General features: G+C 71.6%; 14 protein-coding genes and 1 riboswitch. Of the genes, 6 read left to right on the top strand and 8 right to left on the bottom strand.

Going from position 1 to position 13,250, the window contains the following annotated elements; translation table 11 throughout:
* Window positions 1-49: 49 nt before the first annotated feature.
* From rsgA to SROS_RS32330, 5 genes are all read right to left on the bottom strand, one after another.
* Window positions 50-1,156 carry a ribosome small subunit-dependent GTPase A gene (gene rsgA / locus SROS_RS32310; protein WP_148269272.1) on the bottom strand — a complete coding sequence of 369 codons (1,107 nt, stop codon included), beginning with the start codon at window positions 1,154-1,156 and terminating at the stop codon, window positions 50-52.
* Between the two features lie 319 nt (window positions 1,157-1,475).
* Window positions 1,476-2,732, bottom strand: a complete 1,257-nt coding sequence (glyA, locus tag SROS_RS32315; protein WP_012893131.1) for a serine hydroxymethyltransferase — start codon at window positions 2,730-2,732, stop codon at window positions 1,476-1,478.
* A 33-nt stretch (window positions 2,733-2,765) separates the two neighbouring features.
* A riboswitch (ZMP/ZTP riboswitch) is annotated at window positions 2,766-2,847 on the bottom strand.
* An 8-nt stretch (window positions 2,848-2,855) separates the two neighbouring features.
* Complete coding sequence (locus SROS_RS32320) at window positions 2,856-3,821, bottom strand: YihY/virulence factor BrkB family protein (protein ID WP_245564352.1); 966 nt, start codon at window positions 3,819-3,821, stop codon at window positions 2,856-2,858.
* 79 nt (window positions 3,822-3,900) lie between these two features.
* A complete protein-coding gene (locus tag SROS_RS32325; RefSeq protein WP_012893133.1) occupies window positions 3,901-4,299 on the bottom strand; it encodes a YccF domain-containing protein in 399 nt (132 codons plus the stop codon).
* A gap of 33 nt (window positions 4,300-4,332) precedes the next feature.
* On the bottom strand, window positions 4,333-5,145 hold the full coding sequence (locus SROS_RS32330) for a TIGR03084 family metal-binding protein (protein ID WP_012893134.1): 813 nt from the start codon (window positions 5,143-5,145) through the stop codon (window positions 4,333-4,335).
* Between the two features lie 307 nt (window positions 5,146-5,452).
* Here SROS_RS32330 and SROS_RS54580 point away from each other — a divergent pair, with 307 nt between their 5' ends.
* The 5 genes from SROS_RS54580 (at window position 5,453) to SROS_RS32350 (ending at window position 9,112) form a co-directional block, all read left to right on the top strand.
* Window positions 5,453-5,536, top strand: a complete 84-nt coding sequence (locus tag SROS_RS54580; RefSeq protein WP_350917820.1) for a putative leader peptide — start codon at window positions 5,453-5,455, stop codon at window positions 5,534-5,536.
* A gap of 146 nt (window positions 5,537-5,682) precedes the next feature.
* Window positions 5,683-7,365 carry a nitrite/sulfite reductase gene (locus SROS_RS32335; protein ID WP_012893135.1) on the top strand — a complete coding sequence of 561 codons (1,683 nt, stop codon included), beginning with the start codon at window positions 5,683-5,685 and terminating at the stop codon, window positions 7,363-7,365.
* 34 nt (window positions 7,366-7,399) lie between these two features.
* Window positions 7,400-7,543 carry a hypothetical protein gene (locus SROS_RS32340; protein ID WP_012893136.1) on the top strand — a complete coding sequence of 48 codons (144 nt, stop codon included), beginning with the start codon at window positions 7,400-7,402 and terminating at the stop codon, window positions 7,541-7,543.
* 82 nt (window positions 7,544-7,625) lie between these two features.
* The gene (locus SROS_RS32345; protein WP_012893137.1) at window positions 7,626-8,354 is read left to right on the top strand and encodes a phosphoadenylyl-sulfate reductase; all 729 of its coding nucleotides are present in this window, start codon (window positions 7,626-7,628) and stop codon (window positions 8,352-8,354) included.
* Window positions 8,351-9,112 (top strand): sirohydrochlorin chelatase, encoded by a 762-nt coding sequence (locus SROS_RS32350; protein ID WP_012893138.1) that lies wholly within the window; start codon window positions 8,351-8,353, stop codon window positions 9,110-9,112. Before SROS_RS32345 ends, SROS_RS32350 begins: the two co-directional genes overlap by 4 nt.
* A 2-nt stretch (window positions 9,113-9,114) precedes the next feature.
* Here the strand turns inward: SROS_RS32350 and SROS_RS32355 are convergent, their stop codons facing one another.
* The 3 genes from SROS_RS32355 to SROS_RS32365 form a co-directional block, all read right to left on the bottom strand.
* Window positions 9,115-9,822 carry a hypothetical protein gene (locus SROS_RS32355; protein WP_012893139.1) on the bottom strand — a complete coding sequence of 236 codons (708 nt, stop codon included), beginning with the start codon at window positions 9,820-9,822 and terminating at the stop codon, window positions 9,115-9,117.
* A 1-nt stretch (window position 9,823) separates the two neighbouring features.
* Window positions 9,824-10,321 carry a SigE family RNA polymerase sigma factor gene (locus tag SROS_RS32360; RefSeq protein WP_012893140.1) on the bottom strand — a complete coding sequence of 166 codons (498 nt, stop codon included), beginning with the start codon at window positions 10,319-10,321 and terminating at the stop codon, window positions 9,824-9,826.
* Between the two features lie 299 nt (window positions 10,322-10,620).
* Window positions 10,621-11,451, bottom strand: coding sequence for a DUF1707 SHOCT-like domain-containing protein (locus SROS_RS32365; RefSeq protein ID WP_012893141.1), 831 nt, complete (start codon window positions 11,449-11,451; stop codon window positions 10,621-10,623).
* 280 nt (window positions 11,452-11,731) lie between these two features.
* Between SROS_RS32365 and SROS_RS32370 the strand changes: the two genes are divergently transcribed.
* Complete coding sequence (locus SROS_RS32370) at window positions 11,732-13,180, top strand: ankyrin repeat domain-containing protein (RefSeq protein ID WP_012893142.1); 1,449 nt, start codon at window positions 11,732-11,734, stop codon at window positions 13,178-13,180.
* Window positions 13,181-13,250 lie beyond the last annotated feature (70 nt).

Raw genomic sequence — 13,250 nt, forward strand, 5'->3', positions numbered from 1 at the left:
TCCCCGGGGACGCGCGTCCGCATGGACGGCAGGGCTCAGGCTCCGGAGGTCACGGGCGGCTCCGGCCGGGCTTCCGCATCTCCTTGTGAATGATCTTCCACCTGTTCTGCAGCTCCTTGCGGAGCCGGGCGTCGCTCCTGGACGCCATCCAGGCGGCCTCCCGCTGGAGCTTGTTCCAGCTCTCCAGCCGCCGCTCGGGCAGCGTGCCGTCCTCGATGGCGGCGATCACCGCGCAGCCGGGCTCGCTGTCGTGCCCGCAGTCGGCGAACCTGCACCGCTCGGCGAGGTCCTCGATGTCGGAGAAGACCATGTCCACGCCCTCGCCCATGTCGTACAGGCCGACACGGCGGATGCCGGGCGTGTCGATGATGAGGCCACCGTCCTTGAGCGGGATGAGCTCACGGTGCACGGTGGTGTGGCGCCCCCGGCCGTCACCCGCCCTGACCTGCTGGGTCTCCATCACATTGCCCCCGGCGAGGGCGTTGACCAGCGTGGACTTGCCGGCGCCCGAAGCCCCGAGCACCACGGCGGTGCGCCTGCCCTCCAGGTAGCCGCGCACGATCTCGACCCCCTCGCCGGTGACCGAGCAGACCGGATGCACGTCCACCCCGGGCGCCGCCGCGGCGACCTCCCCCATCAGGAAGTCGAGCCCCTCCCCGACGAGGTCGGACTTGGTGACGAGCACCACCGGCAGGCCGCCGCTCTCCCAGGCCAGGGCGAGCAGCCGCTCGATCCGGCCCAGGTCGGCGGTGTCGGTGGCGTGCAGGGCGGGTTCGGCGACGAAGACGACGTCGACGTTGGCGGCGAGCACCTGCCCCTGGGAGTCGCCGGACAGGCCGCCCCGGGAGACCCTGGCGACGCCGCCGCGCACGAACGCGGTACGGCGGGGCAGCACCGCCTCAAGCTCGAAGCGGCCCTCGGGCAGCCGCCGGAGTGCGGCCCAGTCCCCCACACAGGGCAGGGCGACGGGGTCGGCGGCGGCGGCCCGCCGTACCTGGGCGCTGTAGTGGGCCTGGGAGTGGCCGTCGGCGGACAGCACCTCGGCGGCGCCGCGGTCGACGCGGGCCACCCGGGCGGGGACGAGACCGGCGGGGAGCTCGGCGGCGAGAGAGTCGTTCCAGCCGAGCGAGGAGAGAACGGAAGAACCAGAAGACACTGGCGAGGACAACGTGGGTACACCCTTTGCGGAAAGCCGGGTGCCCCTACGTGAAATGGGTTAGACGGGCACCCGGAGGTTGATGGATGGCAGGCTCGACAGAACGACCCGCATAGTCCTCACCTCCAGGATCCGTGGCCACCGGCCCTGCCGGATGGCGTCTTCGGTAGAAGATTAGCGCAGGGCCACTCTCCCCGCGCAACCGATATAACCGCGCGCCGGCCCTCCGCCCGCGCGCCCCGCTCCCCCGCGCCCCGTACGGCGCGGCGGACGCAGAGGGCCCCGGGACGCGGAGGTCCCGGGGCCCTGACGGCTCAGCTCACAGGCCAGGGGCCGGGAAGTGCGAGGTCAGCTCCGTGACCTCGCCGTGGACCCGGGTGATGACGTGCTTGGCCTCGTCCTCGTCCTTGGCCAGGGCGGTGACGACCTGGTCGATCCAGGCGCCGATCTGCCGCATCTCGGTCACGCCCATGCCCCGGCTGGTCACACCGGCGGTGCCGATGCGGATGCCCGACGGGTCGAACGGCTTGCGCGTGTCGAAGGGCACGGTGTTGTAGTTGGTCTCCAGACCGGCCCGGTCCAGGGCCTGGGCGGCGGGCTTGCCGCCGATGCCCTTCGGGGTCAGGTCGAACAGGATGAGGTGGTTGTCGGTGCCGCCGGAGACCAGGTCGAAGCCGCGCCCCTTGAGCTCCTCGGCCAGCGCCTGGGCGTTCAGGACGACCTGACGGGCGTAGTCCTTGAAGTCGTCGGTCGCGGCTTCCTTCAGCGCCACCGCGATGGCCGCGGTGGTGTGGTTGTGCGGACCGCCCTGCAGGCCGGGGAAGACGGCCTTGTTGAGCGCGGTGGCGTGCTCGTCGGCGGTGGCCATGAGCATCGCGCCGCGGGGACCGCGCAGGGTCTTGTGGGTGGTGGTGGAGATGACGTCCGCGTGGCCGACCGGCGACGGGTGGGCGCCACCGGCCACCAGGCCGGCGATGTGCGCGATGTCGGCGGCGAGCACCGCGCCGACCTCACGGGCGATCTCGGCGAAGGCCGGGAAGTCGATGGTGCGCGGGATCGCGGTGCCACCGCAGAAGATCAGCTTGGGCCGCTCGCGGAGGGCGATCTCGCGGACCTCGTCCATGTCGACGCGGCCGGTGTCCTGGCGCACGCCGTAGCGGACCGGGTTGAACCACTTGCCGGTGGCGGAGACCGACCAGCCGTGGGTGAGGTGGCCGCCGAACGGCAGGCCCATCCCCATCACCGTGTCGCCCGGCTGCAGGAAGGCCAGGTAGATGGCGAGGTTGGCGGGCGAGCCGGAGTAGGGCTGGACGTTGGCGTGGTTCACGCCGAACAGGGACTTGGCCCGCTCGACGGCGAGCGTCTCGACCTGGTCGATGACCTGCTGGCCCTCGTAGTAACGCTTGCCGGGGTAGCCCTCGGAATACTTGTTGGTGAGGACGGTGCCCGTGGCCTCGAGGACGGCCCTGGAGACGTAGTTCTCCGAGGCGATCAGTTTGACGGTGTCGGCCTGACGCCGCTCCTCCGCCTTGATGAGTTCGGCGATCTGCGGATCGACGCTGGAAAGAGAACTCATGGCGCCTTCACTCCTCTGTCATCGTTGACGTCGTGCGAAGACCCAGGCGCACGGCCTTCGCCATTCCGCTCCCCGGTGGTCTCTCCCACCCAATGCGCCAGTCGCGTCATAGACGATAGCGGACTAGCCGGCGCGGCCGGCGCGGCCCGCTCCGTCCACCGGCCAGAGCCGGTCCACCTCGGCGTTGAGCGTGGCTCCGATGAGCACCGCCAGCGCGGTGATGTAGAGCCACAGCAGCACCGCGATCGGGGCGGCCAGCGAGCCGTAGATGGAGACGGGGGAGAACCATGCGGCCAGCACCGCGCGCAGCACCGCGGCGCAGGCGATCCAGATGATGAACGCGAGCACGGCCCCGGGCAGCTCGCGCCACCAGCGCGTGCGCACCGGCACGCTCACGTGGTACAGCAGGGTGAGGAAGAACACCGAGCCGATGATGACCACCGGCCAGTAGAGGATGTCCACCAGCGGGGCGTAGTCGGGAGGCAGGGCGCCGCGCAGCGCGGCGGGGCCGAGGACCAGGACCGGCATGACGAGCAGGCCGACCAGCAGGCCCGCGAGGTAGAAGCCGAAGGACATCAGGCGGGTGCGGATGATGCCGCGTTCCTCGCCGAGCCCGTAGGCGACCGAGATCAGGTCCACGTAGACGAACAGCGCCCGCGAGCCCGACCAGAGCGCCAGCAGAAAGCCCAGCGAGATCAGCGAGACCTGGTTCTCGGGTTTCAGCACGTCCTCGACGAGCGGGGTGACGACGCTGTCCACGGCGTTGTCGGTGAACAGCAGGTGCGCCTGCGCGTCGATCCAGTCCCTGACGTTCTGCAGCGTCTCCGGGCCGAACACCCGGGTGAGCTGGCCGAGCACGCCGATCAGGCCGAGCATGAACGGCGGCAGCGACAGCAGCGCGAAGAACGCCGCCTCACCGGCCAGGCCGGTGACCCGGTAGGTGACGCCCGCGTTCACGGTGGCGGTGACCAGCGCCCAGCTGCCCGTCCCGCGCACCCAGGAGAGCCCGGCGCGCAGCCTGGCCCTGCGCCCACGTGGTGAGCGCCTGTCGGGCCCGGGCCGGTGCGCCGGAGCATCAGTGGACGTCATGGCACACAACGGTATTTCCTAGTGGTGCTTGATCACGAGTTCGTCCGGCAACGATCGAATCTCGTGTCCACTACCCGTGCTACCTGCGATAAAACGCCAGGGGGTCGTCCGCGTCGACGATCCGGGCGCCCAGCGGCAGCAGCGACACCGGGATCAGCTTGATGTTCGCGATCCCCAGCGGGATGCCGATGATCGACAGGAACAGCGGGATCGAGGTCAGCAGGTGCCCGATGGCCAGCCAGATCCCGGCCACGACGCACCAGATCACGTTCCCGACGGTGGACAGGCAGCCCGCCTCGGGATCGCGGACCACGGTCCGGCCGAAGGGCCACAGCGCGTAGGCGGCTATCCGGAACGACGCGATGCCGAACGGGATGGTGATGATCAGGACGCAGCAGATGACGCCCGCGACGACGTAGCCGATGGCCAGCCAGATCCCCGCGAACACCAGCCAGATGACATTCAACAGAGTCCGCATGATCTGAGCATGTCAGGCTGGATTTGACCGGTTCTATCGGGTCTGCCCCTGAGAAAGCCCTGATCCGAGCGGCGCCCGCCCCTTGCCCGGCAGCCCGGCGAACGCCTGGGCGACCCGCGCCCAGGCCCGCGCGCCCTCACCCCGCAGCTCCAGGAAGGTGTCGTCGAGGTGGCGGCGCTGGACCACCAGGAGGCAGAAGTCGAGCATCGTGCCCCTGACCGCGTCGGCGGCGCCGTCAGGCCCCGCCGTCCACCACGAGCCGTCGGGCATCGTCAGCTCCACCCGGATCGGATCCGCGGGCGGGGTCAGGCCGCGCACCGCGAAGCCGTACGGCATGGCCCGGACGCCGAGCGTCGCCACGTGCCTGAGCCTGGCGGTCGGGACGCGTACGACCCCGAGCGCGTCGGCCACGTCCTGCCCGTGGGCCCAGGTCTCCATCAGCCGCGCGGTGACGAAGGACGCGGCCGACATGTCGGGGCCGTACCAGGGCAGCCTGGTCCCGGGATCGAGCCGGGCGAAGGCGTCCAGGCTGCGGGCCCTGGCCTCGCGGAACCACTCGTGGACCTGTCCTGGGGCGAGGCCGCGCGAGGCGGCCGCCAGCTCGTCCACCGCGGATTCCCCGCGGCCGAGGAAGGCCGGCAGCGCGGCACGGAAGCCATCGGGGTCGGTCGCGGCGGCGGTGGCGGCGTCGTCGAACCAGGCCAGGTGGCTGATCTGGTCGCGCACCGCCCAGCCCTCGGCGGGAGTGGGCAGCTCCCAGGACGCCGGGTCGAGCCCGCGGACCATGGCGTCGAGCTCGGCGGTCTCCGCGCGCAGGTCGGCCAGCAGCTCGTCCATCAGACCCATGGCGCGCCTCCTCGTTCCAGCCCAGGCAAGGGTAACCGAGCGATGTTCTAGGGGACAGCCCCGCCGCCGGTGGGGGGCACCCCACAATGGAAGGGTGATCTGCCAACAGTGCAAGGACCGTCATCACGAGGAGTGCCGGGGCGGCTCCTGGTGCGACTGCCAGCACCAGGACGCCGAGCGCCCTCAGGAGTCCCCGATGGACTGGCCGCGTCAGGGGTGAGTCCCGAAACCAAGGTTGGGCCTGGAGAGAGTCCAGAGTGTGGACCCGACATTGGACATCTCGGACGACCAAGGTATCGTCGGGGACATGCCAGCGGACCCATTGCTCGTCGTGCGACGCCACGTCGACCTCCTGCGTGTCCGCAGTGCCATCTGTTGTGACGTCCGTTGACCGTCGCCCTCCGCTGATTTCACCCAGCTCGGGCGCGCGACAGGCGTCCTCCTTGCGAGTAATGCGACCCCCACACTCGACGATGAGGCGGGAGGTGCTGTCTGTGCGTGTCCGGAAATCACTCCATCGATCCAAAGGACGCGCACATGACGACCCCGGCCAAGCCGGCTAACCGCCACCACAAGCGCCCGCGCGGCGAAGGTCAGTGGGCTCTCGGTTACCGCGAACCGCTGAACAAGAACGAAGAGAACAAGAAGAACGACGACGGGCTCAACGTCCGTCAGCGGATCATCGACATCTACTCCAAGAACGGTTTCGACTCCATCGACCCGGCCGACCTGCGGGGGCGGATGCGCTGGTACGGGCTCTACACCCAGCGCAAGCCGGGGATCGACGGCGGCAAGACCGCGATCCTGGAGCCGGAGGAGCTCGACGACCGCTACTTCATGCTCCGGGTCCGGATCGACGGCGGGCGGCTCAACCTCGAGCAGCTCCGCGCCATCGCCGACATCTCCAACCTCTACGGCCGGGGCACCGCCGACGTCACCGACCGGCAGAACATCCAGCTCCACTGGATCGAGATCGAGGCCGTCCCCGACATCTGGAAGCGGCTGGAGGCGGTGGGCCTGTCCACCACCGAGGCCTGCGGCGACACCCCGCGCGTCATCCTGGGCTGCCCGCTGGCCGGGATCGACGACAACGAGGTCCTCGACGGCACCGCGCAGATCGACGAGATCTACGACACCTACATCGGCGACCCGGCCTTCTCCAACCTGCCCCGCAAGTTCAAGACCGCGGTGAGCGGCTGCCCGGCGCACTGCACCGTGCACGAGATCAACGACATCGCCTTCGTGGGCGTCGTCAACGAGCGGGGCGAGAGGGGCTACGACCTGTGGGTGGGCGGCGGCCTGTCGACCAACCCCATGCTGGCCAAGCGGCTGGGCGTCTTCATCGCCCCGGAGCAGGTCACCCCGGTCTGGGGCGGCGTGATCGGCATCTTCCGCGACTACGGCTACCGCCGCCTGCGGCACCGGGCCCGGATCAAGTTCCTGGTCAACGACTGGGGCGTGGAGAAGTTCAGGGAGATCCTGGAGACGGAGTACCTCGGCCACGCGCTGCCCGACGGCCCCGCGCCCGAGCAGCCGCGCGGCGGGCGCCGTGACCACGTGGGCGTCTTCCCGCAGAAGGACGGCAACTTCTACGTCGGCTTCGCGCCCAGGGTCGGGCGCCTCGACGGCGACAAGCTCCACCTGATCGCCGACATCGCCGAGCGGCACGGCTCCGGGCGGGTGCACACCACGGTCGAGCAGAAGATGGTCATCCTCGACGTCGCCCCCGACCGGGTCGACAGCATCGTCGCCGAACTGGAGGCCAACGACCTCCGGGTCAACCCCTCCACCTTCCGCCGCCAGACCATGGCCTGCACCGGCATCGAGTTCTGCAAGCTGGCGATCGTCGAGACCAAGGCCACCGCCTCCGACCTGATCGACGAGCTGGAGCAGCGCCTTCCCGACTTCAGGGAGCCGCTGACCATCAACGTCAACGGCTGCCCGAACTCCTGCGCGCGCATCCAGGTCGCCGACATCGGCCTCAAGGGCCAGCTCGTCGTCAACGACAAGGGCGAGCAGGTCGAGGGCTTCCAGATCCACCTGGGCGGCTCCCTCGGCGTCAACCCGGGCTTCGGCCGCAAGGTCCGCGGCCTGAAGGCCACCGCCGAGGAGCTTCCCGACTACGTGGAGCGCGTCGTCAGGAACTTCGAGAAGCAGAAGAACGACGGCGAGACCTTCTCCGGCTGGGTCCAGCGAGCCGACGAGGCGGACCTCAAGTGAGCCGCCCGGCGGGCCGCGGGGGAAGGGCGGGCCGATGAGCGAGCGAGCGGTCCCCTTCCACTGCCCCTACTGCGGTGAAGAGGATCTCGAACCCTACGAGGGCGACGGCGGCTGGTACTGCCGCTCGTGCGTCCGCGCCTTCAAGTTGAAGTTCCTGGGCATCGGAGTGCGGTCATGACGGTCGGCGGACCCGGCGTGGCGCGCGCGGCGGCCCGCGAGGCATGGGCGGCCCACGCGGCGAATGAGGAGTGGTGAGCGACATGACACTGGTGGACATCGAAGTCGGACTACGACAGCAGCGCGGCGCGCTCGACCTGCAGGACATCGTCGAGTCGGCCGCGCGGTTCCTGGAGGACGCCTCCGCGCTGGAGATCATCCGCTGGGCCGCGGCCACCTTCGGCGACCGGCTCTGCCTGACCTCCTCGATGAGCGACGCGCTGCTGATCGACCTGGTCAGCCGGGTCAAGCCGGGGGTGGACGTGCTGTTCATCGACACCGGCTACCACTTCGCCGAGACGATCGGCACCCGTGACGCCGTGCGGCAGGTCTACGACGTCAACGTGATCGACGTCCAGCCGTCCCGGACGGTGGCCGAGCAGGAGCGCGACCTCGGTCCGCGCCTGTTCGGGCGCAACCCCGACCTCTGCTGCTACCTGCGCAAGGTCGAGCCGCTCAACCGGGCGCTGGAGCCGTACCTCGCCTGGGTCTCCGGCATCCGCCGCGACGAGGCCGTCACCCGCGCCGACGTCAAGGTCGTGGAGTGGGACGCCAAGCGCCAGATGGTCAAGATCAACCCGATCGCCCGCTGGACGCAGGACGACGTCGACAACTACATGGCCGACAACGGCGTGCTCATCAACCCGCTGCACTACGACAACTACCCTTCGATCGGCTGCGCCCCCTGCACCCGTCAGGTCGCCCCGGGAGAGGACCCGCGCAGCGGCCGCTGGGCCGGGATGGCCAAGACCGAATGCGGGCTGCATCTATGACGTGGCACGTCCACGGCGCGACGCCCGCGATCCCGCTGATCGCGGTGGCGCACGGGTCCCGTGACCCGCGCGCCGCCGCGACGGTGGAGGATCTCCTCGATCTGGTACGGCGGGCACGCCCGGAGATCCCCGTGCGCGCCGCCTACCTCGACCACGCTCCCCCGACGCTCGCCGGGGCGCTGTCCGGGCTGGCCGAGGCGGTGGTCCTGCCGCTGCTGCTCACCGAGGCCTACCACAGCCGCGTGGACATCCCCGGCGCGCTCGCCGAGGCGACGGCCCGCCGGCCGCTGCTGCGCGTGCACCGGGGCGCCACCCTGGGCCCCCATCCCCTGCTGCTCACCGCTCTGGAGCGGCGCCTGGCCGAGGCCGGGGTGGAGCCCGGCGATCCCGGCACCGCGGTGGTGCTGGTCTCGGCGGGATCCAGCGACCGCCGGGCCAACGCGACGGTCTCGGGGGTGGCGGGAGACTGGGCCGGGCAACGCGGCTGGTGGTCGGTGACCGCCGCCTACGCCTCGGCCGCCGAGCCCACCCCCGAGCAGGAGGTCCGGCGGCTCCTCGACGCCGGAGCCCCGCGGGTGGTGGTGGCTCCCTACCTGCTGGCCCCGGGCCACTTCGCCGACAAGATCCGCCGTGACACCCTGGCCGCGGGCGCCTGGGCGGTCGCCGGCGTGCTCGGCGCCGCCCCCGAGCTCGCGGCCGTGCTGGTCGAACGCTACGAGCGGGCCGTACAGCGGGAGAGGACCTTCGCGACCGCCTGACGTCAGCCCGGGGGAAGCCGGTTCTCGTCCGCGAAACGACAGCCGGGTCCGCTGTCGCACGACTCGATCCAGCTGGTCATGGCCAGGATTCTCATGTCGGCACGGCTCTTTCCGGCATCCCTCACGACCTGCCGGGCGTCCTTGTCGTTGATCAGCGGCCGCCCCAGCTTCCTGATCGAGCCGGGCGGGACCACCGCGACCTCCAGGTGCTTGATGTCGTTCTCCACCATCAGGCTGGCGAAGAAGTCCGACCGGCCCCCCTCCTTCGGCAGCTCGTTGCAGAGCCGGGCACCGTGGTAGACGCCTTTCTCCCAGTAGAGGACCTCTGCCTGGCGCGGGCAGTGGACCCGGACCCACAACATCCACTCACGCCGCCGCTCGGGGAGGTCGAACGCGATCCGCTCCCCCATGGCCGAGAACTTCTTCTCCAGGATGGTGTCGGTGACCGTGCGGGCGCCGTACCGCGGTGACGGCTGGGCCATGACCCCGGTCCAGACGTCGTCGGGGACCGGGGCGGAGCCCCCCGCGGGCAGGGTGAACGCCAGCGCGGCGGCGAGTCCCGCCGCGACCGTGCCCCCCAGTGCCCGGAGGCGGCGGCGCCTGATCCTGCGGACGCGCCGGTCGACGTCGGCGACGGTCACGCCCCCGCGCAGACCGTCGTCGCTCTCCCGGTCCAGGATCTCGCGCAGCTCGGATTCGGTGATCGTCATCTCAGCTCCCCGTGGTGATCGCGGCGACCGTCGCGGGATCGACGCGTAGTTTGGCCAGTGCCCGGCTGGCCTGGCTGCGGACGGTCGCCACCGAGCAGCCGAGGATCTCGGCGATCCGCGGGTCGGGCAGGTCGGCGAAGTAACGCAGGACGATCACGGCCCGCTGCCTGTCGGGCAGCCCGGCCAGAGCCTGCCGGACCGCCTCACGCGTCCCGATCTCGCCCGTCATGTCCTCTCCCGCCACGTCGGGCAGGACTCCGGTCGGCACCTCCGCCCGCCATCTACGCCGCCACCAGGAGGCGTGGGTGTTGGTCAGGATGCGGTAGACGTACGGGTCGGGGTCGTCACCCACCCGCCGCCAGACGGACCATGCCTTGGCCAGGGCCGTCTGCAGGAGATCCTCCGCCGTGCCCCAGTCGCGGCACAGCAGGTAGGCGGTCCGCAGCAGACGGGCCGAGCGCTGCTCCACGTAGCGCTCGAAGTCGGCCCGATCTCGCATTCGGGGTCCTCACTGTTCGGTGTCTGTCACCGATCACTACGCTCCGGCCCCCCGGAGACGTTGCACGCGCCCCGGGATGTCCTGGCCGGAAACAGAGATGAGGGACCTCCCTGCCGCTGCGGCGGCGATCACCGTGAGGCGCCGCATCGGCGGCGATCATCGTGAGCCGTCACGCCGGCGGTGGTCATCGCGGGCCCTCGGACCCGCGGCCGTCACCGCGGGCCGTGACGCGGTGCGAGACGGGCGGGCCCGCGCGGCCGGTCACCCGCCGTCAGTGGGCCGCTCGCAGCGGCGGGGCGTCAGTAACCCGGCGGCTGGGGCGGGTACGGCCCCTGGGAGGGATCCTGCCGGTGGGGGCCGGACCACCGCTGGGGGTCGGAGTGCCAGTGGGGGTCGAGGTGCTGCTGGGGGTCGGAGTGCCAGTGCGGATCGAGGTGCTGGTGCGGGCCGGGCGGCGGCAGGGGACGCTGCGGCTCGCCCATGAGCTCGCCGCGCAGCTCGCGCCACTGCTCCCGCCAGGCGGCCCAGGCCTTCTTGACGGGCTTGGCCTTGGAGTCGCCGATCACCCTGACGTCGCCCATGACGGCGTACGCCTTGACCCGGATGACCGGCACGTTCATGCCGGGAGGGGCTTCGAGGACCTGGACCTTCTTGTCGCCCATGATCGCGATGCCCTCGAGGTCGACGTCCACGCCGTCCGGGACAATGATCTTCACATCGCCCATGACCGCGGTGGCCACGATGTCCACCACGCCGGTGCGGACCTCGGCCTCACGCAGGTCGAGCACGACGTCGCCCATGACGGCGACCGCTCCGAGCCCCTGGTCGATCCGCCACTTGCCCCGGCGCTTGGAGTCGCCCATGACGGCCACGAACCAGCGCCGCGCCCCGCCGCCCTGCGGCGCCGGACCGGGCGCGTAGGCGGGGGCGGGCTCCTGGGTCCGGCCGTCGGACGGCAGGTCCGAGGTGATGACGGCCAGCTCGGCCTGAGTGACGGCGGTGTAGGCCGCCTCCGTGCGCTCGGTCAGCTCGCCGAGGGTCAGCCGTCCCTCGACGGAGGCGACACGCAACCGCTCGACGACGGCCTCCCGCTCGGCGTCCGAGGCCCGTATCACTCCGGGATCGTTCATAACTCACAACATATCGCGAGTTTTCTCCGCGGTGGATCCTTCCCAAGGAGGATGCTGCGGCCTACATCCCGGACAGCGCGCCCCCCTGCCTCCCCTGCGGCGTGCCCCGGGGTCCCGCACGGCGCGGGTCCGGCGTGCTCACGGCGTCCCGGACGGCGCGGCGACGGGTTCACCGCCCTCGGCGGCGCGGCACCCGGACATCGCCGAACCGCAGGTCCGGGGCTGGGGCCGCCGAGCCGCGGCGACCGGCGGCTCTCCCGGCCACCTATGATCCGGAGGCATGTATGAAGAACTTCTGGACGCGGTGGCCGGGAACGACGCCGAGCGGGTCGAGCGCCTGCTCCAGAGCGGTACGGGCGCCGACCCGGACGGCGCCGGGGAGACCACGGCCCTGTACCGGGCCTCGACCGACGGCCGCGTGACGATCGTGCGGGCGCTGCTGGCGGCGGGGGCCGACCCCAACCGGGCCAGCGGCGGCGATGACGAGGGGCTGCCGCTGTCCGGGGCCGCGGCCTGGAACCACGCCGAGGTCGTGGAGGCGCTGCTGGCCGCCGGGGCCGAGGTCTCCGGACGGGAGAGCGGCGGATGGAGCGCCCTGCTCTGGGCCGCCGCCAACGGGCAGGCCGACGCGCTCAAGGCGCTCCTCGCGGCCGGGGCCGATGCCGAGGAGGCCAACGACAGCGGCGAGACCGCGCTCACCCTGGCCACCCGGCGCGGGGCGCTGGGCGCCGTGGGCGCGCTGCTGGAGGCCGGGGCCGACCCCACCCGGTCGGACGGCGAGGGTGACACTCCGCTGGCCATCGCCTACGACTGGCTGGGCACGCAGCTGGAGAGCGCGCTGCTGGAGCAGGTCACCGAGCAGGCCCCCGAGGGCTCCCAGTTCGTCGTGGGCCGCAGCCGCGCCGCGGACGGCACCGACCTGGTGACCGTCGCGGCCGTGGGGCCGGACGGCGAGCGCGCGGTCGAGCTCCAGTGCCAGCGGGGCCACGCGGCCATCGCGACCCTGCTGGAGGACGCGTCCTCGGAGTTCCTGCCCTTCGACGAGCTGGTCGAGCGGGCGCTGCCGTACCGGGACGTCGACGAGGAGGCCGAGACCTGGTGGACCGTGGCCGGCTCGCTGAGCAGGCGGGCCGACGAGGACACCTTCGAGTCCGCGGCACGGTTGTGCGTCAACGAGGACCCGCGCAAGCGGGAGTTCGCCGTCGACGTGCTCGCGGAGTTCGGCTTCAGCGGGGAGGAGAAGCCCTTCCTCGACCGGACGCTGCCGATCCTGCGGCGGATGGCCGCCACCGAGGGCGACGAGCGGGTGCTGCGGTCGGTGCTCGGCGCGCTCGGCCACCAGGCCGACCCGCGGTCGCTGCCCGAGGTGCTGGAGATCATCACCGCCGACGGCTGGGCCCGGACCCAGGCCGACCCGGCCGCGCTGGCCGCCGTCCTGCCGCCCGGCCACGGCGAGGGGCTCGCGCTGCTCATCTCGATGACGGAGGACGCCGACGAGGAGGTGCGCGACTGGGCGACCATGGGCCTGGCGGGGCTGCCGGAGGACAGCGAGCAGATCCGCGACGCGCTGGCCGCGCGGCTCGACGACGAGGACCTGAGCACGGTCGCCGAGGCCACGCGGGGCCTGGCCACCCGAGGTGACGCCCGCGCGCAGAAGGGCGTGGACCGCGTGCTCTCCGAGAGCGACGAGGACGACGACTACGTCCGCGACCTGGTCCGCGGCTCCTAACCGCCCTTCCGGGCGGGGACGGGTGGGCCGGCGTGTCCGGCCCCCCTCTCCGGGATCCGCCGCCCGCCCG

It is taken from the genome of Streptosporangium roseum DSM 43021 (assembly GCF_000024865.1).
Taxonomy (GTDB): Bacteria; Actinomycetota; Actinomycetes; order Streptosporangiales; family Streptosporangiaceae; genus Streptosporangium; species Streptosporangium roseum.